Raw genomic sequence first — 25,796 nt, forward strand, 5'->3', positions numbered from 1 at the left:
TAGTGTGATAAATCAGGAGGAAGTTATGTCAATTGAGGATGTACAAATGCTATTTAAATTCATTGGAGGGCTTGGAATGTTCCTCTATGGAATGAATGCCATGGCCGACGGGCTTCAAAAGTCAGCGGGCCATAAGATGCAGCAGCTTTTAGGAGCTCTGACCAGCAACCGGCTTATGGGTGTTCTTTTAGGAACCGGAATAACGGCAATCATCCAGAGCAGCTCTGCCACCACAGTTATGGTAGTGGGCTTTGTAAATGCCGGGATCATTAACCTCGGGCAGGCGGTAGGCATTATCATGGGTGCCAACATCGGAACCACCGTTACCAGCTGGATCGTTTCCATGAGCGAGTGGGGCGAGATGTTAAAACCGGAGTTTTTTGCTCCTGCACTGGTGGGCGTGGGAGCGCTTTTCAGCCTTTTTTCCAAAAGCGGGAAGAAAAAACAGATAGGTGAAATTCTGGTCGGTTTTGGTGTGCTGTTTATCGGCCTTAATTTTATGTCTGCATCCATCACTCCCTATCGGAACGCGCCTATTTTTGGACAGGCCTTTTCTGTACTGGGAAGGAATCCTCTTTTGGGTATTCTGGCAGGTCTGGTGGTGACCGGCATCATTCAGAGCTCTTCTGCATCCGTAGGAATCTTGCAGACTTTGGCGCTTAATGGAATTGTGAACTGGAAGTCAGCAATTTTCATTACACTGGGACAGAATATCGGCACCTGTGTGACCGCTTTGCTCTCCAGCGTGGGAGCCAACAAGACTGCAAAACGGGCCGCTGTCATTCATCTTCTTTTTAATGTGATCGGCGCTGTTATTTTTGGATGCATTATGTTTGTCGTGTTTCAGCTTAACCCGGTTTTTGCATCTTCTCAGATCAGCAGTGTGGAAATATCCATATTCCATACCATATTTAATGTAAGCAACACCATTCTTTTATTCCCGTTTGCCGGATTTTTAGTAAAGGCCTCCGGGATATTTGTGCGGGAGGATAAGAAGGAAAAGCAATTGGATCCCGATGGAGAAATGAAAAGGCATCTGGATGAAAGGATTTTAGAGACCCCATCCTTTGCCATTGAAAATGTAAACCATGAAGTGGTGAACATGGGGCGTGCGGCTTTGGAAAACTTTGATCTTGCAGCGGGTGCCCTTCTTGGCAATGACAGGGCAGAGGTTAAGCAGGTGGAACAAATGGAGCAGAAAATCGATGATTACGAAAAGATACTCACAGACTATTTAATAAAGATCAACAACCAGTCCTTAAATGAGGAGCAGCATCTTCTTGTAAAAAATCTCTTCTATACCGTCAGTGATTTTGAACGGGTCAGCGACCACTGTGAAAACTTATCCGAGCTGGCAGCGGAAAAAGCGGACCGGAACATCATATTTTCAAAGGAAGCGGAGAATGAGATGAAGGAAATGCTTAAGGCGGTCCGTTCATCTTTGGAGCATGCCATAAAGGCCAGGGCATCCTCTGACATGTCCGAGGTCCGCGCCGTTGTCCAAAGCGAGGAAAATGTGGACAACCTGGAAGAGGAGTTAAGGGAACGCCATATTGAACGATTGTCAGCCCAAACCTGTAAGCCGGAAAACGGAGTTATTTTTTTAGATGCCTTGAGCAATCTGGAACGTATTTCAGACCATGCCCATAATATTGCCGGTTATGTAAGGGATGAAATGTAATAGAAACTGACTCAATTTTATCTGTAACGGAAGGGAGAACATATGGAACGAATCTATGTAATTGAAGACGATGACAACATCAGGGATTTAATAAAAATCGCCCTGGAAGGTTTTGGTTATGAAGTATCCGCCTTTGAGATGGCGGAGGATTCCTTAAAGCATATTGAATCGGATAAACCCGCCCTGGCGGTGTTTGATTTAATGCTTCCCGGCATGGATGGGCTGACAGCCATTCGGAGGATTCGGAAAAATGAGTCTTTAAAAGATATTCCTATCCTTGTTCTGACCGCAAAGGACAGAGAGTTTGATAAGGTGGCCGGCTTAGACGGCGGGGCTGATGACTATATGACGAAGCCGTTTGGTGTGATGGAGCTGGCTGCCAGAATCAGAAGCCTTTTACGGCGCAGCACCAGAGGGCAGGCCTCGGAAGACGAGCTGGAGCAATACTGCTTAAGTTTAAACAAAAAAACCAGAGAGGTTTTTTGCGATGGAACGAAAGTGGAACTGACCCTGAAAGAGTTTGAATTATTACAATATTTAATGGAAAATCATAATAAGGTTGTAACCAGAGACGAATTGTTAAACCACATCTGGGGTTATGATTACGATGGGGAGACCAGGACTCTGGACATGCATATCCGTACCCTCCGGCAAAAGCTGGGGGAGAATGGCGGTTCCTGCATTAAGACAGTCCGTGGTGTGGGATACCGTTTTATTAAGACGGAAGAGTAGAAGACAGTCCGGCTGTATCGGCCTGCAGAGCGGAGGAACGTATGCGCAGAGTGATTTTTGCAAAGTTTATCCAGATAATTCTGGTAGTGCTGGTACTCAGCAGTTCCATTTTTTATATTGCGTCCAGCAGTGCGCTGCTTAAAAATTCAAGAAAGGATATGCTGTACACCTTAAGAGCTATGGACAAGATTCTGGACTATTCCGGCGATCTTACCGGTGAGGTGGAAAAGCTTGAGCAGCCCCTGAATGAAAATCATAGCCGTTTTACCATGATACGTATGGATGGAAGCGTTGCGGCCGATACTGGAGATGTACCGGCCTCTTCCCTGGATAATCATTTGAACCGGGAAGAAGTAAAGGAGGCCCTGGCAGAGGGCGTAGGCACTTCCAGGCGCTACTCCGAAACGCTTAAGGAAAATATGCTTTATGTGGCGGTCCGTTCCAAGTATTCGGACTACATTCTGCGCATGGCAATTCCCTATACCGGCATGAAAGAATATTTAATGCTGTTACTGCCGGCGGTATGGTTAAGTTTTCTTGTGGCTATTATGTACTCTGCTTTTTCTGCTGACAGCTTTGCAGAGTCCATTACAAAGCCGTTAAAGGAAATTTCCCAGGAGATGTTAAAAGTAAACGGGGATTATACAGACCTGTCCTTTGAAACCTACCAGTATCCGGAGATTAACATCATAGCGGAAACGACTACGGAAATGTCCAGGAATGTAAAGGAATATTTGAACCAGATCGAGCTTGAAAAACAGATCCGCCAGGAATTTTTCAGCAACGCTTCCCATGAACTGAAAACTCCGATTACCTCCGTGCAGGGGTATGCAGAGCTTTTGGAAAGCGGAATCATTCAGGATGAGGGGCAAAAAAAGGATTTCGTAAAACGCATTAAAAAGGAAGCCGCCAATATGAATAACCTGATTAATGACATTCTCATGATCTCCCGGCTGGAAACAAAGGAAGCAGAGGTGGTAAAAAGTGATGTGCGCCTGTCTATCCTGTTAGATGATATCATTGAATCCATAAAACCGCTGGCAGCTTCCCATGAAGTCATGATCCATATGGACTGCAAGCCGCTTTGCATTTATGCCAACGGACAGCAGATGAAGGAGCTTTTCGGAAATCTGATAAGCAATGCGGTGAAATACAACAAACCAGGCGGTCAGGTATGGGTCAAGGTGACGGAAGAGGACCGGAATGTGATAATCCAGGTGAAGGATAATGGTATGGGGATTCCGAAAGAAGCTCTGGGCCGTATTTTTGAGCGCTTTTACCGGGTGGATAAAGGACGCAGCAAGAAACAGGGCGGAACCGGGCTGGGGCTTTCCATAGTCAAGCACATTGTGAATTTTTACCACGGTACCATTACCGTCCGTTCAGAGCTTGATGCAGGGACAGAGTTTACCGTAAAGATTCCAATTCAGGGAAAAGTATGTTAAACTGAAGTCATTATATGACAGGAGGTGTGCAGGTATGGGTAATTTTGTTTTGACCTGCTGTTCTACAGCGGATATGAAGAAGGAATATTTTGAGGAGCGCCGGATTCCCTATGTGTGTTTTCATTATACGGTGGATGGCGTTACCTATCCGGATGATCTGGGGCAGAGCATTCCTTTTGATGAGTTTTATGACCGGATTGCTAAGGGGGCAGCACCTGTGACTTCCCAGGTCAATGTGGAAGAATATTGCGATTTTTTCGAACCTTTTTTAAAGGAAGGCAGGGATATTTTACACCTCACACTTTCCTCCGGCATTTCCGGAACTTATAATTCTGCCTGCGTGGCCAGAGAAGAAATGCTTTCCCGGTACCCGGAAAGGACCATTGCCGTTGTCGATACCCTGGGTGCTTCTTCCGGATATGGACTTTTAACCGATGCTGTGGCAGACTTACGGGATAAGGGCGTTTCCCTTGAGGAGGCCAGGGAGTGGGCGGAAAACAACAAGCTTTTTGTGCACCACTGGTTTTTCTCGACCGATTTAACCAGCTTTAAACGGGGCGGCAGGATCTCGGCCACATCCGCTATGCTGGGAACGGTGCTCAATATCTGCCCACTTATGAACATAGATCATAACGGACATTTAATCCCGCGTCAGAAGATCCGCACGAAAAAAAAGGCCATCCAGGAGATCGTGAAAATGATGGAACTCCATGCGGCCGGCGGAAGGGATTACAGCGGAAAATGTTTTCTCTCTTATTCTGCCTGTGAAGAGGATGCAAAAGAAGTGGCCGCCCTTATAGAGGAGCACTTTCCCAGGCTTTCCGGAAAAGTGCTCTTAAACAGCATCGGCTCGGTGATCGGCTCCCATACCGGGCCCGGCACCGTAGCCCTGTTTTTCTTTGGAGATAAAAGGGCGGATTAAATGATTATTCTCCGATAATGCGGGCAATCATCCGGTTGGGCAGACACACGATGCTTTCCCCTGTCTGATCCACCCAGCCTTGATGTACGCAGATCTTATCCGGACATGTGGCTTCTGAAACCTGTACCTTTCCGTCTTTTATGATCACGTGGTTGGTACCTCCATGATAACCTTCCACCAGGATATCCGCATCCTGGTTTAAATCCAGCGTATTCACCACCTCCCCGTTAACCGATATTTCCACCTGCCTGGCAGGTTTTGAAAAGAGGATGCGGTTAACGAGGAGCAGGACACAGGATATCAATAAAATTATAACAATCAGTAAAACTTCTTTTTTGTGTTTTTTTATTTCCATTTCGTTTATCCTTCTATATTATTTTCTTTTATAATTCTTATGGACCCCTTTTGAAACAGGATTCTAGTCAAGCGGATATTCGCAATCCGCTTCGCTGCTTGCTCACAGCGTGCCCCGCTCCACCGGGCATAACCGAATAGCAGCTATCGCTGCTTGTCAGGTGGAGTTTGTACTCCACCTGACTGGGGCAAGTCCCCAACCGCCATTAATGCTTTTCGCATTTGAAGTGGGAAACTTACTTGATTCGGTTAAATTATAGCACATAATACCGATTCTTTCCAAATATAATAAAAATTTTATAAAATGATTGATGTAAGTGCTTTCAATATGTTAAAATAAAATCAATCTTTATAAAAGCAGGAGGAAGCTATGAAAAAAGGTAACGCAAATGCGAAAAGGAATGGTTATATAGGGCTGGGGGCTATGATTTTACTGGCGGGCGCTACTATATTTGGTTCTGATCCCCTTTATAAGGCGATTGATAACAGCGTAAGACCGGCGGTTTATATCCCCGGAACTTATACAGGAACTGCCCGGGGCTATGGCGGAACCGTCACGGCAGAAGTGACAGTGACGGCAAAATCCATTGAATCCATCGAGGTAAAGGGAGAAAAGGAAACCCTTTTGGATCTGGTTGTACCGGGACTTACTGATACAATTATAGCAAAACAGTCTACAGAGGTTGATGCCGTTTCCGGTGCAACCCTAAGCAGTACAGCGATCAAAGAGGCTGTGGATCAGGCACTTGCCCAGGCAAGGGGGGAAGCCGCAGAGACAGAACCGGAAACACAGGAAGAGGCTGCAGAAACGGCTGCTTCCCAGTGGAAGGATGGAACTTACACCTATGAATCTCCGGAGTTTGATAAGAACGGCTTCAAAGACCAGATCGAGATGACAATTAAAGATAACGCCATCACAAGCCTTACCTGGGACTGCGTAAAGGAAGACGGATCCAAAAAGAGCCAATTATCCATGGACGGCCAGTATGTGATGACCGAGAACGGACCAAAGTGGCATGAGCAGGCTGAGGCAGTCGTAAAGTACGTGCTGGATAACCAGTCCGTAGAAGGGCTTGCCAATGCGGATGGATATACAGATGCCATATCATCCGTCAGCATCAATCTGAATGGATTTGTAAACGGAGTGAAGGATTGTCTCAGTCAGGCATCCGGAGGAACAGCTGAAAGAACTTCCTTAAAAGACGGAACCTATAGCTATGAGTCACCGGAATTCGATAAGAACGGATTTAAAGATCAAGTTGAAATGACGGTTAAGGATAACACCATCACAAGCCTTACCTGGGACTGCATAAAGGAAGACGGAACAAAAAAGAGCCAGCTGTCCATGGACGGCCAGTATGTGATGACCGAGAACGGGCCCAAATGGCATGAGCAGGCCGAGGCAGTCGTAAAATACGTGCTGGATAACCAGTCTGTGGAAGGCCTTGTCAATGCGGACGGCTATACGGATGCAATATCATCCGTCAGCATTAATTTATCCGGATTTGTAAATGGTGTAAAGGATTGCTTGAGCCAGGCAGCACAGAAGTAAATCCAGTATCTAAATCCCGGAGAACGGTTTTGCCGAAAGCAGGACCGTTCCCCGGGATTTTCTTTTTACATAAGCGCCGGAATGTGATAATATGAAGGCTGAATGAAAGAGTAAAGGAGAACATTATGAAGAAAAAATATTCGGCATACATGGCAGCGTTATATGGGATGCTCATTGCACTGGCGTTTGTTCTCAGCTTTGTAGAAACCCTGATCCCTGTCTCTCTGGGAATTCCCGGAATAAAGCTGGGGCTTGCCAATCTGGTGACGGTAGTAGGGCTCTACACGATCGGAATAAGCGGCACGGTTGTGATTTCACTTCTTCGGATCGTTCTGGTGGGACTGACCTTCGGAAACCTGTTCAGTATGCTCTACAGCCTTGGCGGCTGGGGCTTAAGCCTCCTTCTGATGGTCCTGTGCAGGAAGAAAAACTGGTTTGGCACATCCGGGATCAGTATTTTAGGCGGTGTAGGCCATAACATCGGCCAGATTTGCGTGGCGGCTTTTGTGGTCAGGCAGGCAGGAGTATTTTTTTATCTTCCCATGCTTCTCCTGGCGGGTACGGGCGCCGGACTTGTAATCGGTATTTTAGGCAGCATGATTATAAGCCGCATCAGCAGTTTTATAAAAAAATTGCAATAAAAACAAAATATATTATATTGTTTTGCAAACCTGCGAAAGGTATAATGGGATAGATAAAAGGTGAAAAAGAAACCAGGAGGGACAGCACAATGATTTATGAGGCAATTAAGAAGCTGGTGCAGTACGGGCTTGACACAGGTTTGATCGGAGAACCGGACCGCTTTTATGCAGTTAACCAGATTCTTGACGTGATGAAAATGGACGAGTATGAAGAACCGGGAGGGGATTTTGGTGAAATCAACCTGGAGGCTGTTCTGGAAGAACTGCTGGATCATGCGTATGAGACAGGCGTGATAGAGGAAAACAGCGTTACATACCGGGATTTGTTTGATACAAAGCTGATGAATTGCCTGATGCCCAGACCAAGTGAAGTAGAGAGGCATTTCTGGGGGCTGTATCATCATCAGTCACCTCAGGCTGCAACCGGGTATTATTATAAGCTGAGCCAGGATTCTGACTATATCCGCCGTTACCGGATAAAAAAAGATATGAGGTGGGTGACCGCCACAAAATACGGAGATCTGGATATCACGGTAAACCTTTCCAAACCGGAAAAGGATCCAAGGGCCATTGCTGCGGCCAAGCTGGTGAAACAGAGCGGCTATCCCAAATGCCAGCTTTGCATGGAGAATGAAGGCTATGCAGGAAGAGCCGGTCATCCGGCCAGGAATAATCACAGGATCATCCGGCTGAGCATCAACAACAGCCAGTGGGGGTTCCAGTATTCACCCTATGTATATTACAATGAACACTGCATTGTTTTTAACGGACAGCATATTCCGATGAAGATAGAAAGAGAAACTTTTGTAAAACTGTTCGATTTTGTAAAACTGTTCCCTCACTATTTTCTTGGCTCCAATGCAGATCTTCCGATCGTGGGAGGCTCCATCCTTTCCCATGATCATTTTCAAGGCGGCAATTATGTCTTTGCCATGGCAAAAGCGCCCATGGAGACTCATTTCCGGATCAAAGGTTTTGATGGTGTGGAAGCCGGAATTGTCAGATGGCCCATGTCTGTTTTGCGCATTCGAAGCCGGAATCCGGAGGAGTTGATCTCTCTTGGAACAAAAGTACTTGACGCGTGGAGGACCTATACGGATAAGGAAGCCTTTATTTTTGCGGAAACAGACGGAGTGCCGCATAATACCATTACGCCGATTGCCAGAATGCGGGATGGTATATACGAGCTGGATCTGGTGCTGCGGAACAACATTACCACAGAGGAGTTTCCTCTCGGCGTTTACCATCCCCATCAGGAGCTTCACCACATTAAGAAGGAGAATATCGGTTTAATTGAAGTCATGGGACTTGCAGTTCTGCCCTCCAGACTGAAATCGGAATTAAATCTGCTGGCTGATTTCATTACGGAGGGCAAAAATGTAAGAGAGAATGAAGCCATAGAAAAGCATGCCGGCTGGGTGGAAACGTTCCTTCCAAAGTATGAGACGGTAACAAAAGAAAATGTAGAGGATATTTTAAAGAAAGAAGTCGGTCTGGTATTCCAGCGGGTGTTGGAGGATGCCGGTGTTTATAAATGTGACGAAGCCGGACGAAAGGGCTTTTGGCGTTTCTTGAGCAGTGTAGGTTTTACCGCGGATTCACAATAGAAAGACTGTGAGAATATCAGATAGATTGATGTTTGTAATTGCTGCCCCTTTGAGTTATATTCTAGTTGGAGTGAAAGGAAATCCTTCGCTCACTTAAAAACGTACAGAACCGGACTGAAAGAGCCGGAGGGGGACAAATAAAAGGACATGAAGCAGTTAGAAAACAAAACACTGAGAACGCTTACGGAGTATGGACTGATTACGTTCAGCATCTGGATTATGGTAGTGGGAGTCTATTTTTTCAAATTCCCCAATAATTTTGCATTCGGAGGTGTTACAGGGTTTGCAACGGTTGTCAGTGCATTAACCCATTGGTCAGCCAGTGACTTCACAACAATTGTGAACATGATTCTGTTAGGGTTTGGTTTTCTGTTTCTGGGACGGGGCTTTGGCATAAAGACTGTCTATGCCAGCGTCCTGATGTCTGTTTCGCTTTACTTTTTGGAACGGGTGTTTCCTATGACGAGGCCCTTGACCACAGAACCGCTTTTGGAACTGATTTTTGCCATACTATTGCCAAGCGTGGGATCAGCCATCCTTTTTAACGTCGGGGCTTCCAGCGGAGGAACCGATATTATTGCCATGATACTGAAGCGGTACACCAGTTTTAATATCGGGACTGTGCTATTGCTGGTGGATGTGACGGGAGTTATTCTGGCCTATATCGTATTCGGACCGGAGACCGGATTATTCTCCTCACTGGGATTGATGGCCAAATCCCTGGTGATTGACGATGTGATTGAGAACCTCAATTTATGCAAGTGCTTCAGCATCATCTGTGATGATCCGGCGCCGATTTGCGATTATATCATCCACGGACTAAACCGGAGTGCTACGGTTTATGAGGCACAGGGGGCTTTCAGCCATCATAAAAAGACAATTATTTTAACAACGATGAAACGCTCTCAGGCGCTTAAGCTTAAAAATTATATACGAACTGTGGAGCCGACGGCATTTATACTGATTTCCAATTCCAGTGAGATCATTGGCAAAGGATTTCTTGCCAGTTAAATGGATGAAAACCGGAGAATTTCGATTCTCCGGTTTTTTGCTGAAAAAAACAGGAAATATTCTTCGAAAATAGTTCATATTTAACAAAAATATACTTTAACGCTTTAAAAACACATAAATTTAAAGTAATAAAATTGACGGGTGGAATTTTTTGTAGTATGATACGAATTAAGTTCGAAACAGGACGAGATTTTGAAAGGAAGAGGAGAGAAGATTATGAAGAAGTCAGCAAAAGTATTATCACTGGTTCTTGCCGGTGCCATGATGCTGTCCTTAACAGCATGCGGCAGCAAATCAGCAGACGGGACAACAGCGGCAGATGCGGCCTCATCAGCAGATACCGCAGCTGCGGCGGAAAAAACAGGCGGAGCAGAATCCTCTGCAGAAAAGACAGCGGATGGAAAGCAGTTTAAAATCGGCGTTCTCCAGCTTGTGCAGCATGCGGCTCTGGATGCGGCAAATAAAGGATTTATCAAAGCGCTTGACGATGCAGGGCTGAACTATTCGGTTGACCAGCAGAATGCTTCCGGGGACCAGCCTACCTGCCAGACCATAGCCAGCAAGCTTGTAAATGACGGGGATGATTTGATTCTCGCCATTGCGACCCCCGCAGCCCAGGCGGTAGCAGGTGCGACAAGCGATATTCCCGTCCTGATCACGGCGGTTACTGACCCTGCGTCATCGGATCTGGTTGAAAGCAACGAGACTCCCGGCGGAAATGTGAGCGGTACCTCTGACTTAACACCTGTAAAAGAGCAGATTTCATTGTTAAAGCATGTTCTTCCGGAGGCAAAAACAGTGGGGATCCTTTACTGCTCAGCAGAATCCAACTCTGAAATCCAGGCCAAGATGGCAAGGGAAGCAATTGAGGCGGAAGGCATGACTGCAGTTGATTATACGGTGTCGAATTCCAATGAGATCCAGACGGTTGTTACTTCTATGGTAGGCAAGGTGAATGCTATCTATGCACCGACCGATAATACCATTGCGGCAGGTATGGCGACCGTTGCCATGGTAGCCAATGAAAACGGTCTTCCTACAATCTGCGGGGAAGAGGGCATGGTAAAGGCCGGCGGTCTGGCCACTTATGGAATTGACTATTATGAACTGGGGTATTTAACCGGACAGCAGGCTGTGAAGATCCTGACAGAGGGCGGGGATATTTCCAAGATGCCGATTGAATATCTTCCGGCAGAAAAGTGCAAGCTGACGGTAAACGAGGAAACGGCAAAGGCACTCGGTATTGACGTATCCGGCCTGAAATAGACAGTTTTAAAAAGGAATGACCGGCAGGCGGAACCCATTTAACTGGCCCGCCTGCTTATCAATAGATGCTTTACATAAAAGATGGAGCCGTCATTTTTTATGTAAGGCATTTATACCTGTGTTAAGAGAAAATACGTGGAGGAATGATTGATGAATGGTTTACTTGTATCCCTTCAGGATGCGGTTGTTCAGGGCGTTTTATGGGGGATTATGGTGCTTGGTGTTTATATTACCTATAAACTTCTGGATATTGCGGATTTAACGGTAGATGGAAGCTTTGCTCTGGGTGGCTGTGTATGCGCAGTCATGATATTAAACTTTCATATGGATCCCTGGGTTGCACTGGCGGCTGCGGCAGCGGCAGGAATGGCGGCAGGAGCTGTGACTGGATTGTTACATACAATCTTTGAAATACCGGCGATTCTGGCCGGAATTCTGACACAGATCGGGCTGTGGTCCGTCAATCTCCGCATCATGGGAGGAAAGAGCAATATGCCTCTTTTGAAAACGGATACGATCATGTCAAAATTCATAGATATGACCGGACTTAGCAAACCGGCTGCAGCTCTGGCCATCGGGATCGGTATGGCTGTTATTATGATCGTCTTTCTTTACTGGTTTTTTGGAACGGAGGTCGGCAGTGCCATGCGGGCCACCGGGAATAATGAGGCCATGATCCGTGCCCAGGGTGTCAATACCAACTGGACCAAGCTTCTGGCCCTTACCATCAGCAACGGGCTCGTAGGAATTTCCGGAGGGCTGGTTTGCCAGAGTCAGAAATATGCGGATATCGGTATGGGAACCGGAGCCATAGTCATCGGTCTTGCAGCCATTGTGATCGGATCTGTATTAATGGGAAAACTGCGGTCCTTTGGAAGCAGGCTGACTTCTGCGGCAGTGGGTTCCGTAATTTATTTTGTGATCCGCGCTTTGGTTCTGAGAATGGGTATGGATGCCAATGATATGAAGCTGTTATCAGCTGTAATCGTAGCCGTAGCGCTTTGCGTGCCTGTTATGGTGAGCAAGTGGCGCCTTAAAAAATCCTATACAGAGGGAGGAGAATGATCATGCTGGACATTAAGAATGTCAGAAAGACTTTTAACAAGAATACCATCAATGAAAAGAAAGCATTGAATGGCATTGGCCTCCATCTGAACGAAGGTGATTTTGTAACGGTAATCGGAGGAAACGGAGCGGGAAAATCCACGATGTTAAATATGATCGCCGGGGTTTACCCCATTGACTCCGGTAAGATTGAGATTGACGGAATCAACATTTCGAGAGCTCCGGAGTATAAGCGGGCCAAGTACATTGGAAGGGTGTTCCAGGATCCGATGATGGGAACTGCCGCAGGAATGGAAATTCAGGAAAATATGGCGCTGGCTTACCGCCGGGGACAGGGGAGGGGCCTTGCCTGGGGCATCAAAGCCAGTGAAAAGGAATTTTATCATAATGCATTGGAAAAACTGGGGCTGGGCCTTCAGGACCGGATGACCAATAAGGTCGGACTTCTTTCCGGAGGGCAGAGACAGGCCCTTACCCTGTTGATGGCGACACTAAAGAAGCCGAAGCTGCTTCTTCTCGATGAGCATACCGCAGCGCTTGACCCAAAGACCGCAAAAAAGGTTTTGGAAATCACCCAGGAGATTGTGAAAGAGCAGAATCTCACCACGCTGATGATCACGCACAACATGAAGGATGCGATTCAGATCGGAAACCGCCTCGTCATGATGCATGAAGGACGGATTATTTATGATGTGTCAGGAGAGGAAAAAAAGAAGCTGGAGGTAGAAGATCTTCTTAAAAAGTTTGAAGAGGCCAGCGGTGAGGAATTTGCGAACGACAGAATGATACTGGCAAAGTAGCCTTTAAATAACACGGAGCTGGAAACCATTGGATGAGGGTTTCAAGCCCCGTGTTTTTGTATGTTTCCTGTTTCCGATGCTTGTATGGACCTTGCACCTTCCTTAGCTTTTAAACAGATTTTTAATGCTTGTAACATAATCTTAATAATTTTTTGCAGTACAAATATCGCAAAACATGACAAATTATGCTATACTATTGCAGATAGGCTCATAGTCTGAATCGGCTTTCCGGTAGAATACATGTAGATGGAGAGAAAATACAGGATGGAAAATAATAACGAAAAAAAAGATTACGTAATCCGTTTGGATAAGGCACGAAAAAAACGTAACCAGAATGATTATAAGAAACTTTTTGTATTTGGAGGTGGGGCGGTTCTTTTGGCGGCTGTAGTTACAGCAGCCGGTATGGCGGTGATGAAGCATACATCTGCAGATCCTGCCCTGGCCACAAAATCAGAAGCGCTTGCTGTTAAGTCTGAGAATTCGGCGGAAGCGGGCACAGAATCCGAGGCTCAGGCAGCAGAGGAGGCAGAGGCAAAAGAGAATGTCATAAACTCCTATAAAAATTTGGGCATCGTCCAGGTATCCGGATATTTAAACATGAGAAAAGCACCGGGAACAGAGGAAGATGTGATAGGAAAACTGCAGGGAGACAGCGCCTGTGAGATTTTGGAAAAGACGGATTCCGGCTGGTATAAGATATCTTCCGGCGGGATTGAGGGGTACATAAATTCCGAATATGTCCTGACCGGGGATGATGCGAAAAAAAAGGCGGAAGAGCTGGTTAAACTGAGAGCAATCGTTCAGACCGATAACCTGAATATCAGAAAGGAAGCTTCTACCGGCTCCGATGTGGTAGGACAGGCTTTGGCGAATGAACGGTATGAGGTAGTCGGCCAGTCAGATGGCTGGGTACAGATTCCAACCGGTTATTTATCGACGGAATATGTAAAGCTGGAATATGCGCTGAATGAAGCAAGAAAACTGGATCTAAAGGCCATGGTCTTTAATTTCTATAAAAACATCGGAATTTCCGATGTGGATAATTATTTAAATGTCAGGGAAGAGCCCAATGAAAACGGTAAGATCATAGCAAAGATGCCCAGCAAGGCGGCTGGGGATATCCTGGAGACCACAGAAGACGGATGGTATAAGATCCAGTCCGGCAACATCACCGGCTATGTGAAATCGGATTATATCCTGACCGGACAGCCGGCAAAGGATGAGGCCCTGCAGGTGGCTGAGCTCATGGCAATTGTTAATACGGATATGCTGAATGCCAGAACAGATCCATCCACAGACGCGAAGATATGGACACAGATATCCAATAACGAACGCTATCCTGTGCTGAAACAGATCGATGGCTGGGTTCAGATTGAATTGGAAGAAAACAGCAGTGCCTATGTTTCCACGGACTATGTAGATGTACGGTATGCCCTTCCGGAGGCGATCAAATTCTCTCCGCTGGAGGAAAAGGCCAATGCGCAGGCATCTTTAAGAACTCAGATTGTAAATTACGCCCTGCAGTTTTTGGGGAATCCTTATGTATGGGGCGGGACCAGCCTTACCAAGGGCGCCGACTGTTCCGGATTTACCATGTCTGTTTACTCTCACTTCGGCATCGGACTTCCGCATTATTCCGGTTCTCAGGCCGGTATGGGCAAGGCGGTGAAATCCGGTGAGATGAGGCCGGGAGATTTGATTTACTATGCCAACAGCGGAGGGAAAATCAATCACGTTGCCATGTATATTGGTAACGGTCAGATCGTTCATGCGGCCAGCAGGCGAAGCGGCATTAAGATTTCTACGTGGAATTACCGGACTCCGGTAAAAATCCGCAATATGATCGGAGATTAACCAGCTGCTCCCGGAAAGATATTCTGAAAAATAGTATACAAAAAATGAGCCTTGATTGGTCTTAAAAGCCATTTTCAAAGCTCATTTTTTATGCTGTAAATAATTACTGCTGTTCGTTTCTGTTTCTGTTATAGTTGATCAGACATCCGGCCTTTACGATTTCGCGTTCTTCCGGGGTCATATCAGCAATGTGCAGTTCTATCTTGTGAATCGGATTCCCTTCTGCATTTTTAATAACATAAGCAGGAATATGCTCCATATCCCCGTCAAGGGCTGTACGGATACCAGGAACGTAAATGTAATCGCCCACTTCAAAATCCGGTTCGTCCTCCAGAAGGAAAGGAAGCATTCCCCAGTTCATCACATTGGAACGGTAACGCTTGGTTGCATACTCTTTGGCAATATTGGCAAGACCGCCTAACACCCTCTGGCAGCTGGCTGCCTGTTCGCGGGCAGATCCATCTCCGGGCTTTACCGCGTATATCATGCTTCCGATTTCGGTTTCTCCCGCCTTAAGCTCCGGCTGGTCCAGGTAGACGCGGAGGGCTTTCATTGCGGATTCCAGCTCAGGATCAGACGTTAATGGACAGGTTCCCGTTTTTCTTATCTGCTCCAGATCATTTACCTTCTTCGAACGGCCTACGTATTCCGGGTCACGGCGGGATAATGTGAATTCCGCCAGGCCAAGGGGATTGGACCGGTAGGATGAGGTTTCTCCGGAAGGAATCAGTTCATCGGTCGTAGTAACCGGGTCCATGATTTTGGAGCATACCTTTAAAATGATATTTTCTGCCAGGGCACTCATAGCCGGCCAGTCCTTGATATTGGGCCCGTAAATCAGCCGGGCATCCGGCTGGGCCTTTTCAAATCCCTGATATACCCGTCTTTCATAGGAAGATGGGTCGAATTCATATGCAGGAACATTGTAATCATCGGCATAGCCTTCCGCAGAGGTCAGATATCCGCCATTTGCTGCAGTAGCGGCAATGGAGCGGGCATCCATGAGTGCAACGCAGGAAATCTGGCCGTTACCTGGCTTGGAGCCTTCCCGGTTGGGGAAGTTTCTTGTGGTGTGACGGATGCTCAAGGCATTATTGGAAGGTGTATCTCCTGCACCGAAGCAGGGGCCGCAGAAAGCCGTGCGTACGGTTGCTCCGGCTGCCATCAGCTCGGTAATTGCGCCCTTCTTGACCAGATCCATGTACACCGGCTGGGAAGAAGGATATACGGATAAATTGAATATGTCATTTCCGCAGTTTTTACCGGTCAGGATGTGGGCGGCCATCATCACGTTGGAGTAGTTGCCTCCTGCACAGCCTGCGATCACTCCCTGCTGAACCATCAGTTTTCCATCTGTGATCTTATCGGTCAGGGACAGAGCTGCATTGGAATTTCCGGTAATGCGTTCTGCTTCTTTTTCCACAGTCCGGAGAATATCGCCTAAATTTGAATTCAGCTCGTCTATCTCATAGGTGTTGCTCGGATGGAAGGGAAGTGCGATCATGGGCTTAATGGTGCTGAGATCTACATATACAACCCCGTCGTAGTAGGCTACATCGGCAGGATTTAATTCCCTGTAGGCGTCCATGCGTCCATGAAGGTTTAAATACGCCTTTGTATCCTCATCGGTTCTCCAGACAGAGGAAAGGCAGGTGGTTTCCGTTGTCATGACATCCACGCCGTTCCGGTAATCGGTATCCATGGATGCCACTCCAGGTCCAACGAACTCCATGATCTTATTTTTCACGTAGCCGCTCTTAAATACTTCTCCGATGATAGCCAGGGCCACATCATGAGGGCCTACGGCAGGAGAGGGCTTTCCTGTGAGGTAGATAGCCACAACACCCGGATAGGCCACATCATAGGTATCGCAAAGGAGCTGCTTTACCAGTTCCCCTCCGCCTTCCCCGATTGCCATAGTGCCCAGAGCACCATAGCGGGTGTGGCTGTCAGAGCCAAGGATCATTCGGCCGCAGCCGGCCATCATCTCACGCATGTATTGGTGAATGACCGCAATGTGGGGAGGTACATAGATTCCGCCGTATTTTTTTGCGGCGGAAAGCCCGAACACGTGGTCATCCTCATTGATCGTACCGCCAACGGCGCATAGGGAATTATGGCAGTTGGTCATAACGTATGGAATCGGAAATTTCTTAAGCCCTGAGGCCCGGGCAGTCTGGATAATCCCTACAAATGTAATGTCATGGGAGGCCATGGAGTCAAAACGTAGTTTCAAATGGTCCATATCTTCCAAAGTGTTGTGCTCTTTCAGAATGGAATAGGCGATTGTACCTTTTTTGGCTTCATCCCTTTTAACAGCGTTTCCTGTCAGGGCAGTTACTTTTAAAGCTTCCTGTTCCGGGACCAGTTCGGTTCCGTGAACAAGATAAGCACCACCGTCATACAATTTTACCATATGCTATCTTTCCTCTCTTTTTTTGTAGGGAATGGTTTCACCTACGTATTTTGTTGCCGGCCGCATGATTCTTCCATCATACAGCTTGTTTTCGATATTGTGTGCCAGCCAGCCGGACATGCGCGCGCAAACGAATAAAGGCGTATACATGTCTTCTGGTATCTGTAACATATTATAAGCGAAGCCGCTGTAGAAGTCCACATTGTTTGACAGGGTTTTTCCGTTTCCGGCCAGGCAAGCTTTGGCAACCTTTTCAAATTTTGTCAGAAATTCATATTCATCTTCCCTGTTTTTCTGTTTTGCAAGCTTTTCACAGCAGATTTTCAATAGGTCCGCGCGCGGATCGGAAACAGTATAAACGGCATGGCCAAGTCCGTATACAAGACCGGAATTGTCATAGAAATCCTTATTAAGGATTTTCTGGATAACCCCTTTCATCTGGGCTTCCGTCGCCTTTACACCGATTTCTTTATCAATGGCCCTTATCATCTCGCTGCAGTGAATGTTGGCACCGCCATGCTTTGGTCCCTTTAAGGAACCGATGGATGCGGAGATGGATGAATAAATGTCGGTTCCGGTGGAAGAAATTACAACATTGGTAAAGGTGGAGTTGTTGCCACCGCCGTGATCCGCATGGATCATCAGCATGACATCCAGTAAATCCGCCTCCTGCTCCGTAAAGGAGCCATCCCGGCGCAGCATATAAAGAATATTTTCTGCCATGGAATACTCGGGTTTTGGATAATGAATGATAAGGCTTTCCCGGTCATAATAATGGATCTTGCTCTGGTATGCATAAACCGCAAGGGAAGGAAGCTTTGCCAGGATGTTGATTCCTTTTAATAATGTCTGGTAGGGGTCAACGTTATCCGGATCTTCATCGTAGTCGTACAGAGCCAGAATGCTTTGCTGCAGGCTGTTCATCAAATTGCGGGAAGGCGTGCGAAGCATATTCTTCTCCAGAAATTCATCGGGAAGGTGGTAGTGCTGGCGGAGAGTGGCTGCAAACTCTCTTAATTCCTTTTTGGAAGGAAGATAGCCAAAGAGAAGCAAAAATGAGGTCTCTTCAAAGCCGTATCGTTCATTTCCCTTTCCATTCACAAGGTCGCTGATTTCAATTCCGCGGTAGTAGAGCTTGCCGGGGACATTGACCTTTTTCCCATCTTCGATTTCATAACCTACAACATCGGATACGCGGGTTAAGCCCACCCTGACGCCTGTACCATCCTCGTTCCGGAGACCTTTTTTTACATTGTATTCTTTGAATAAGTTGTTTGGAATATCCGTACAATTAGAGGATTTACCAAATGTTTGTGCGATGAAAAAATTGTTCATGCGATGATCTCTCCTTTTTTCCAGATTAAGCCACAGCCATAGGAACCGGCAGCCATTGATACAAAAGCAGCGCAAATGGATTTCTCCGGCGCTGCCTTCGTTGGCAATAGAATGTGACTTGTTTTGTGTTGTTTGGTAGTTTAACATGGAAAAGTATCTAAGTCAATAACTTGTTATAATAACAACTAAAATATTGTGATAATAGAATCATATGCCTGATTTCCTTAAAAGTATACCAAAAGCAGTTTTAAGATTTTCAGGCATATTTTAACCGATTTCTCCACATTATAAGGAAACTACCAAATTTATTGCAAATAGGAGGTTTCTTAAGTTGAGAGATTATCAATATAATAAGAACAGGCAGGATGAAGAGCAGGAAGACAGGCAGAATGAGCCTTCCAATGAAATACGCCAGGAAAACCTTGATGAAAAAAAGACGGAAAAGGACATTGAGCAGAAAGAGGATGAAAAACTGGAGGAATATGGTCAGATGACCCTGGATGATAATGCGCACAAGCGGAAAATCCATCTTCTCTCCATTATAGGAGAGGTAGAAGGCCATGAAAATCTGTCCAGCAACAGCAAGGCTACAAAATATGACCATATTCTTCCGAAGCTTGCAGAAATTGAGGATGATGATTCCGTTGAAGGGCTTTTGGTCCTCTTAAATACTTCCGGCGGCGATGTGGATGCCGGGCTGGCCATTGCGGAAATGATTGCTTCATTAAGCATTCCTACGGTTTCCCTTGTTCTTGGAGGAAGTCATTCCATTGGTGTTCCCTTAGCGGTGTGCACTGACTATTCCTTTATAGTGCCCACAGGGACCATGATGGTACATCCGGTGCGAATGACGGGTATGGTGATCGGCGCCTCCCAGACCTATGAGTATTTTGAAATGATCCAGGACCGGATTTTAAGCTTTGTTTCCAACCATGCAAAAATTGCTTACGACCAATTAAAGCGTCTGATGCTAAATACGGAAATGCTCACCAGAGACTTGGGAACCGTGCTGGTAGGCGAGGAGACCGTAAAGGAAGGTTTGATCGATGAGGTAGGCGGAATCAAGGATGCTTTAAGAAAATTATATGAACTGATGGAAACTGCTTCTCGTTAATCATTGCATTTCTCCCGATTTTTTTGTATACTGTTACCAATGGATAAAAGGGGGAAGGATTGTGCCTGAGACAACGAAGAAAAAGACAACAGCTAAAAAAGGGACAAAAGGAAAAAACGGGAGAACGAGAAGCACAAGCACCAGAAGGAATGTAGTTCTGCCAGAACCGGAATTTATCCACTCAGAAGTAGTTATTATTATGTCATTTGCAGCCGCAGCCATTCTGTTTTTGAGCAATTTTCATTTGTGCGGCATGGTTGGAGATTTTCTGCGCGGTGTGCAGCTTGGCATATTTGGAGGAGTCGGATATATTGCACCTGTTTTATTGTTCGCAGGTACTGCGTTCTATGTCTCCAACCGGGGAAATCCGAGAGCAGCTTTTAAACTGGCGTCCTTTATTCTGGCGCTGGTTTCTTTGTGCGGATTTCTGCAGCTCCTCTTTGGGGCAAAGGCCGGAGAAGGAGCAAGTCTGATCGATATTTATCTGGAAGCTTCTGTAAGCGGAAAAGGAGGCGGTCTTTTAGGCGGCCTTTTAGCCGAGGGGCTTGCATCCATTATCGGTGTTGTGGGCGCTTATCTTGTGATTGGAGTCCTGCTTATTATTTCCGCGGTCTGCATTACGGAAAAGTCCTTTGTAAATGTGGTAAAAAAGGGAAGCGGAAAAGCCTATCAGCATGCCAGGGAGAATATGGACATGCACTTAGAAATTCATGCGGAACGGCAGGAAGTACGAAGGAAGCTTCGGGAAGAGCAAAAGCTTCGGGGAGTCAATCTGGAAGCTACAAAACTGGCAGCAGTCCGGGAAGAGGATGATCCGGAGCCGGAAGAAGCGGATTTTGAAGCAGACATAGCCGGGGACCTGGCAGAAGATATTGACAGTCAGGTAAAACAATTATCTGCTGTTACCTCAGTGGAGGGGCAGGAACCCAATCCGGCCGACATTTTCTGCGGAAGCATTTCGCCTGTCCCGGAGGAAGATGAGGATTCCGTACCTTTTGATCCGGATGTGGAACCGGTACCCTTTCCAGAGGCTTCCGGGGAATCTTCTATTTATATGAAGAAAGAAACAAGGACCTTAAAAGAAATGGAAATTGTAGAGGATGACTTATATCCTCCGGATGAGGGGAGGAGCGGAAGGAATGACTTCGGTACCTTTTCTGTTCCGGAGGAATCGAAGCAGGTGGTCACCGCTTCCGGCAAGGTCATAGAAACCGACACCGAGGCATTGCAGAAAAAGCTGGAAAAGAAGCGGGAAGAGGCAGCCAGGGAAGACGGTCTGAGTGTTACCCAGGAAATAAACCAAAAACAGGAGGCAGTGAAAAAGAAATATGAATATCCTCCTCTTACGCTGCTAAAGAAAGGGAAGGCAGCGGTTTTTTCTGACCGTGAATATAAGGATACCGCCATCAAGCTGCAGCGGACTCTTCAGAATTTCGGTGTTGGCGTTACGGTAACCAACATAAGCTGCGGCCCTTCTGTGACAAGGTATGAACTCCATCCGGAGCAGGGCGTAAAGGTCAGCAAAATTGTAAGTCTGGCAGATGATATAAAGCTAAGTCTGGCAGCTGCGGATATCCGCATCGAGGCTCCCATACCGGGAAAACCTGCGGTGGGGATCGAGGTTCCGAACAAAGAAAACAATGTGGTCTATCTGCGTGATATCCTGGAAGCGGACAGCTTTCAAAAACACCCCTCCAGGATCGCTTTTGCGGTTGGAAAGGATATTGGAGGGCAGGTGGTTGTTACGGACATTGCAAAGATGCCTCACCTCTTAATAGCCGGAGCCACAGGATCCGGTAAATCCGTCTGCATCAATACCCTGATCATGAGCATCATTTTCAAGGCTGATCCGGAGGCTGTGAAGCTGATTATGGTGGATCCCAAGGTGGTGGAATTAAGCGTTTATAATGGAATTCCCCATTTGCTGCTCCCGGTAGTCACGGATCCGAAAAAAGCTTCCGGAGCCTTAAACTGGGCGGTAGCTGAGATGGCGGACCGCTATAATAAGTTTGCCCAGTACAATGTCAGGGAAATTAAGGGATACAACGCAAAGGTGGAAAGCTTAAAGGACATTGAGGATGAGAACAAACCGGAAAAGATGCCTCAGATCGTCATCATCATTGACGAGCTTGCAGATCTGATGATGGTAGCTCCCGGAGAAGTGGAGGATTCCATCTGCCGTCTGGCCCAGCTTGCCAGGGCCGCGGGCATTCATCTTGTTATTGCCACACAGCGTCCATCGGTCAACGTTATCACCGGACTGATCAAAGCCAATGTTCCGTCCCGGGTCGCTTTTTCGGTTTCTTCCGGCGTGGATTCCAGAACCATCATTGACATGAACGGTGCGGAAAAGCTTCTTGGAAAAGGGGATATGTTATTTTATCCCGCCGGTTATCCAAAGCCAATGCGTGTGCAGGGGGCCTTTGTAACGGATACCGAGGTTTCCAGGGTAGTGGAATTTTTAACAGAACAGGGGATGACAGCGGAATATAACCCGGAGGTAGAAAGCCTGATCGCCCAGGCGCCTGCAGCCGGAGAGATGAAAGGCGGCGGAAACGACAGGGATGAGTATTTTATACAGGCCGGAAAGTTTATCATCGAAAAGGACAAAGCCTCCATCGGCATGCTGCAGCGGATGTTTAAAATAGGCTTTAACCGGGCTGCCCGGATTATGGATCAGCTGGCAGAGGCCGGTGTGGTAGGCGAAGAGGAAGGGACCAAACCGCGTAAGGTACTGATGAGCATGGAAGAATTTGAGGAAATGCTGGAGCAGGGGTTATAAATGAAACTGTGTCTTTTACATAGAAGGAGGATGATACAGATGAAAACAGATATAGAAATCGCACAAGAGGCAAAGATGTTACCCATTAAGGACGTGGCCGCTTCCTATGGGATCGGCGAGGATGAGTTAGAGCTTTATGGGAAATACAAGGCAAAACTGACCGACGGGCTTTTATCCAAGGTGAAGGACAGGCCGGATGGCAAACTGGTCCTGGTGACAGCCATTAACCCGACTCCTGCGGGAGAAGGAAAGACAACGACTACGGTAGGTCTTGGCGAGGCATTTGGCCGGTTGGGGAAAAAGGCCATGATCGCGCTTAGGGAGCCCTCCCTTGGCCCCTGCTTTGGTATCAAAGGGGGAGCCGCAGGCGGCGGATATGCCCAGGTGGTTCCAATGGAAGACTTAAATCTTCATTTTACAGGGGATTTCCACGCCATTACCTCTGCCAACAATTTGCTTGCCGCTTTGCTGGATAACCATATCCACCAGGGCAATGCTTTGGAGATCGACACCCGTCAGATTATTTGGAAGCGCTGCCTTGATATGAATGACCGGGCTCTTAGAAACATTGTGGTTGGTCTTGGCTCGAAAGCAGAAGGATTTGTGAGAGAGGATCACTTTGTCATTACGGTTGCATCGGAAATCATGGCAATCCTTTGCCTTGCAAATGATATGAATGATTTAAAAGAGCGGCTGGGAAAGATTATTGTGGCATATAATTATGCTGGAGAACCTGTAACTGCCTCTCAGCTGAATGCAGTGGGGGCTATGGCTGCCTTATTAAAGGATGCCTTAAAACCAAACCTGATACAGACTCTGGAACATACCGGCGCCATTGTTCATGGAGGCCCGTTCGCAAACATAGCCCATGGCTGCAATAGTGTACGTGCTACAAAGACAGCTTTAAAGCTGGCAGATATTGTTGTGACAGAGGCTGGTTTCGGTGCCGATTTAGGTGCGGAAAAATTTCTGGATATCAAGTGCCGGATGGCAGGATTAAAGCCCGATGCCATCGTTCTGGTTGCAACGGTCCGGGCTCTTAAATACAATGGCGGAGTGCCAAAAGACCACTTAAAGGAAGAAAACTTAGAGGCGCTTGAAAAAGGCATCGTAAATCTGGAAAAGCACATAGAAAACATGAAGAAATACGGCGTTCCGGTTATTGTTACATTAAATTCCTTTATTACAGATACAGAAGCGGAATACCAGTTCGTGAAAAGGTTCTGTGAGGAAAGAGGATGTGAATTCGCTTTATCCGAAGTATGGGAAAAGGGAGGCGAGGGCGGAATCAGCCTGGCCGGGAAAGTCCTTTCTGTTCTGGAACAGAATGAAAGCAATTTTACTCCCCTCTATCCGGATGAAATGGGACTGGAAGATAAGATTGCCACGGTGGCAAAGGAAATCTACGGTGCGGATGGCGTATCCTATGCACCGGCCGCTTTAAAGGCCATTAAAAAGTTTGAGGACATGGGCTTTGGACATCTGCCTGTTTGCATGGCAAAAACACAATACTCCTTATCCGATGACCAGAATAAGCTCGGAAGGCCAAAAGACTTTGAAATTACCGTGCGGGATGCCTACGTATCCGCAGGTGCGGGCTTTGTGGTTATTTTGACGGGAGCCATCATGACCATGCCCGGACTTCCGAAGAAGCCGGCTGCAGATAATATTGACGTAAAGGAAGATGGAGTAATCACCGGATTATTCTGACTTGGAGGTTTCTATGAAATTAAAAGAATGGCTTAAGGACTTAACGTATGAGGTGCTTAAGGGCAGCCTTGACGTGGAAGTGGAGGATGTCATTTATGACTCCAGAAAGGCAAAGGAAGGCGTTGTTTTCATATGCACGAAAGGCACGAGAGTCGATTCCCATGAATTTATTCCGGAGGTGGTAAACGCCGGGGTCAAAGTCCTTGTTGTAGAGCGGGAATGTCCGGTTCCGGATGGCGTAACAGCCATTCTCGTACATAATGCCAGAGAAGCGCTGGCTGTTTTATCGGCTGCCAGGTTTCACCATCCCGCAAGGAAGATGGTGACCATAGGCGTGACCGGAACAAAGGGAAAGACGACTACCACCCATATGATCAAGACGATTCTGGAAGCCTGCGGAAAAAAAGTGGGAATGATCGGAACTACAGGTATTGTCATTGATCAGGCTGTAACTCCTACCATGAATACAACTCCGGAATCCTACCAGCTTCACGAAGCCTTCAGCCATATGGTGGAAGCCGGCTGTGAATATGTGGTAATGGAAGTTTCATCCCAGGCTTTTAAGATGCACCGGGTGGATGGAATCTGCTTTGATTACGGTTTGTTTACCAATATTTCTCCTGACCACATCGGCCCGGATGAGCACGAAGATTTTGAAGAATATCTTTTTTATAAATCACAGATCTTCCGCTGCTGCAAGGTAGGGCTCATGAACGGTGATGATGAGCACTGGGATGAGGTGGTAAAGGATGCTTCCTGCAGGCTTTATTCCTTCTCCATTGAAAAAGAAGGCACGGATTTTAAGGCGGAAGATATCCGCTATGTAGCCCGGCCGGATTTTGTCGGACTGGAATTTGATGTAAAAGGTATCTATGAGCTTTCGGTCCGTGTCAATATTCCGGGACGCTTTAACGTTACCAATGCGCTTGCCGCCGTGAGTCTCTTAAGCTTTTTGGGACTGCCGAAGGACAGGATCTGCCATGGCCTGGAGCATTTAAGCGTAAATGGACGCATGGAAATCGTATATACCTCTGAAGCTTGTACGGTGATCGTGGATTATGCCCATAATGCGGTCAGCATGGAGAGCCTGCTCACAACCCTTAAGGATTACCGGCCCAAGCGTCTGGTCTGCGTCTTTGGCTGCGGCGGAAACCGTTCGAAGGACCGGCGCATATCCATGGGAGACAGCGCAGGGCGGCTCGCGGATTTTACGATCATAACTGCGGATAATTCCAGATTCGAAAAGACGGAAGATATCATTGCAGACATTCGCGGAAGCCTTGAAAAGACCGGAGGAAAATTCATAGAGATCCCGGACCGCAGGGAGGCGATCCGTTACAGTATTACCCATGCCCAGCAGGGTGATATGATTGCCATTATTGGAAAAGGGCATGAGGATTACCAGGAAATAAACGGAGTCCGGCACCATTTCTCCGACCGGGAAGAGGTCCTTAAAGTGGTGGAGAGTATAAATCGATAGAAAATACATGCGAGTGTAGAAAGCTG

At 46.9% G+C, this 25,796-nt stretch carries 19 protein-coding genes; 16 read left to right on the forward strand and 3 right to left on the reverse strand.

Going from position 1 to position 25,796, the window contains the following annotated elements; translation table 11 throughout:
* Window positions 1-25: 25 nt before the first annotated feature.
* Genes BQ9856_RS09015 through BQ9856_RS09030 form a run of 4 tightly spaced genes read left to right on the forward strand, consistent with a single transcriptional unit; the run spans window position 26 to window position 4,780 of the window.
* Window positions 26-1,681, forward strand: a complete 1,656-nt coding sequence (locus BQ9856_RS09015; RefSeq protein WP_077610726.1) for a Na/Pi cotransporter family protein — start codon at window positions 26-28, stop codon at window positions 1,679-1,681.
* 42 nt (window positions 1,682-1,723) lie between these two features.
* Window positions 1,724-2,413 (forward strand): response regulator transcription factor, encoded by a 690-nt coding sequence (locus BQ9856_RS09020; RefSeq protein ID WP_077610727.1) that lies wholly within the window; start codon window positions 1,724-1,726, stop codon window positions 2,411-2,413.
* A 41-nt stretch (window positions 2,414-2,454) separates the two neighbouring features.
* Window positions 2,455-3,858: a sensor histidine kinase gene (locus BQ9856_RS09025; protein WP_077610728.1), complete on the forward strand. Its 1,404-nt coding sequence runs from the start codon at window positions 2,455-2,457 to the stop codon at window positions 3,856-3,858.
* Between the two features lie 34 nt (window positions 3,859-3,892).
* A complete protein-coding gene (locus BQ9856_RS09030; RefSeq protein ID WP_077610729.1) occupies window positions 3,893-4,780 on the forward strand; it encodes a DegV family protein in 888 nt (295 codons plus the stop codon).
* Between the two features lie 4 nt (window positions 4,781-4,784).
* On the opposite strand, the gene BQ9856_RS09035 is transcribed toward BQ9856_RS09030, so the two are convergent.
* Window positions 4,785-5,135 (reverse strand): NusG domain II-containing protein, encoded by a 351-nt coding sequence (locus tag BQ9856_RS09035; protein ID WP_077610730.1) that lies wholly within the window; start codon window positions 5,133-5,135, stop codon window positions 4,785-4,787.
* Window positions 5,136-5,504: 369 nt separating this feature from the next.
* On the opposite strand from BQ9856_RS09035, the gene BQ9856_RS09040 reads away from it, so the two are divergent.
* The 8 genes from BQ9856_RS09040 (at window position 5,505) to BQ9856_RS09075 (ending at window position 14,933) form a co-directional block, all read left to right on the forward strand.
* A complete protein-coding gene (locus tag BQ9856_RS09040; RefSeq protein WP_077610731.1) occupies window positions 5,505-6,686 on the forward strand; it encodes an FMN-binding protein in 1,182 nt (393 codons plus the stop codon).
* Window positions 6,687-6,811: 125 nt separating this feature from the next.
* Window positions 6,812-7,327, forward strand: coding sequence for a Gx transporter family protein (locus BQ9856_RS09045; RefSeq protein ID WP_077610732.1), 516 nt, complete (start codon window positions 6,812-6,814; stop codon window positions 7,325-7,327).
* Window positions 7,328-7,416: 89 nt separating this feature from the next.
* Window positions 7,417-8,934, forward strand: coding sequence for a UDP-glucose--hexose-1-phosphate uridylyltransferase (gene galT, locus BQ9856_RS09050; protein WP_077610733.1), 1,518 nt, complete (start codon window positions 7,417-7,419; stop codon window positions 8,932-8,934).
* A 147-nt stretch (window positions 8,935-9,081) separates the two neighbouring features.
* Complete coding sequence (locus BQ9856_RS09055) at window positions 9,082-9,945, forward strand: YitT family protein (protein ID WP_077610734.1); 864 nt, start codon at window positions 9,082-9,084, stop codon at window positions 9,943-9,945.
* A gap of 216 nt (window positions 9,946-10,161) precedes the next feature.
* Complete coding sequence (locus BQ9856_RS09060; RefSeq protein WP_077610735.1) at window positions 10,162-11,211, forward strand: ABC transporter substrate-binding protein; 1,050 nt, start codon at window positions 10,162-10,164, stop codon at window positions 11,209-11,211.
* 150 nt (window positions 11,212-11,361) lie between these two features.
* Entirely contained in the window at window positions 11,362-12,276 is a 915-nt protein-coding gene (locus tag BQ9856_RS09065; RefSeq protein WP_077610736.1) for an ABC transporter permease, read from the forward strand.
* 2 nt (window positions 12,277-12,278) lie between these two features.
* Window positions 12,279-13,076 carry an ABC transporter ATP-binding protein gene (locus tag BQ9856_RS09070; protein WP_077610737.1) on the forward strand — a complete coding sequence of 266 codons (798 nt, stop codon included), beginning with the start codon at window positions 12,279-12,281 and terminating at the stop codon, window positions 13,074-13,076.
* Between the two features lie 264 nt (window positions 13,077-13,340).
* The gene (locus tag BQ9856_RS09075) at window positions 13,341-14,933 is read left to right on the forward strand and encodes a C40 family peptidase (protein ID WP_235839182.1); all 1,593 of its coding nucleotides are present in this window, start codon (window positions 13,341-13,343) and stop codon (window positions 14,931-14,933) included.
* 103 nt (window positions 14,934-15,036) lie between these two features.
* Here BQ9856_RS09075 and BQ9856_RS09080 read toward each other — a convergent pair whose 3' ends face one another.
* Together BQ9856_RS09080 and BQ9856_RS09085 are read right to left on the reverse strand one after the other, a co-directional pair.
* A complete protein-coding gene (locus BQ9856_RS09080) occupies window positions 15,037-17,349 on the reverse strand; it encodes a hydratase (RefSeq protein ID WP_077610739.1) in 2,313 nt (770 codons plus the stop codon).
* A 3-nt stretch (window positions 17,350-17,352) separates the two neighbouring features.
* Window positions 17,353-18,684, reverse strand: coding sequence for a citrate synthase (locus BQ9856_RS09085; protein WP_077610740.1), 1,332 nt, complete (start codon window positions 18,682-18,684; stop codon window positions 17,353-17,355).
* A gap of 331 nt (window positions 18,685-19,015) precedes the next feature.
* Here BQ9856_RS09085 and BQ9856_RS09090 point away from each other — a divergent pair, with 331 nt between their 5' ends.
* The 4 genes from BQ9856_RS09090 (at window position 19,016) to BQ9856_RS09105 (ending at window position 25,770) form a co-directional block, all read left to right on the forward strand.
* The gene (locus tag BQ9856_RS09090) at window positions 19,016-19,798 is read left to right on the forward strand and encodes a ClpP family protease (RefSeq protein WP_077610741.1); all 783 of its coding nucleotides are present in this window, start codon (window positions 19,016-19,018) and stop codon (window positions 19,796-19,798) included.
* Between the two features lie 61 nt (window positions 19,799-19,859).
* Entirely contained in the window at window positions 19,860-22,580 is a 2,721-nt protein-coding gene (locus BQ9856_RS09095) for an FtsK/SpoIIIE family DNA translocase (protein ID WP_077610742.1), read from the forward strand.
* 39 nt (window positions 22,581-22,619) lie between these two features.
* The gene (locus tag BQ9856_RS09100; RefSeq protein ID WP_077610743.1) at window positions 22,620-24,290 is read left to right on the forward strand and encodes a formate--tetrahydrofolate ligase; all 1,671 of its coding nucleotides are present in this window, start codon (window positions 22,620-22,622) and stop codon (window positions 24,288-24,290) included.
* A gap of 13 nt (window positions 24,291-24,303) precedes the next feature.
* The gene (locus BQ9856_RS09105) at window positions 24,304-25,770 is read left to right on the forward strand and encodes a UDP-N-acetylmuramoyl-L-alanyl-D-glutamate--2,6-diaminopimelate ligase (RefSeq protein WP_077610744.1); all 1,467 of its coding nucleotides are present in this window, start codon (window positions 24,304-24,306) and stop codon (window positions 25,768-25,770) included.
* Window positions 25,771-25,796: the final 26 nt, after the last annotated feature.

The organism is Clostridium sp. Marseille-P2415, from assembly GCF_900155545.1.
GTDB lineage: Bacteria > Bacillota > Clostridia > Lachnospirales > Lachnospiraceae > Lacrimispora.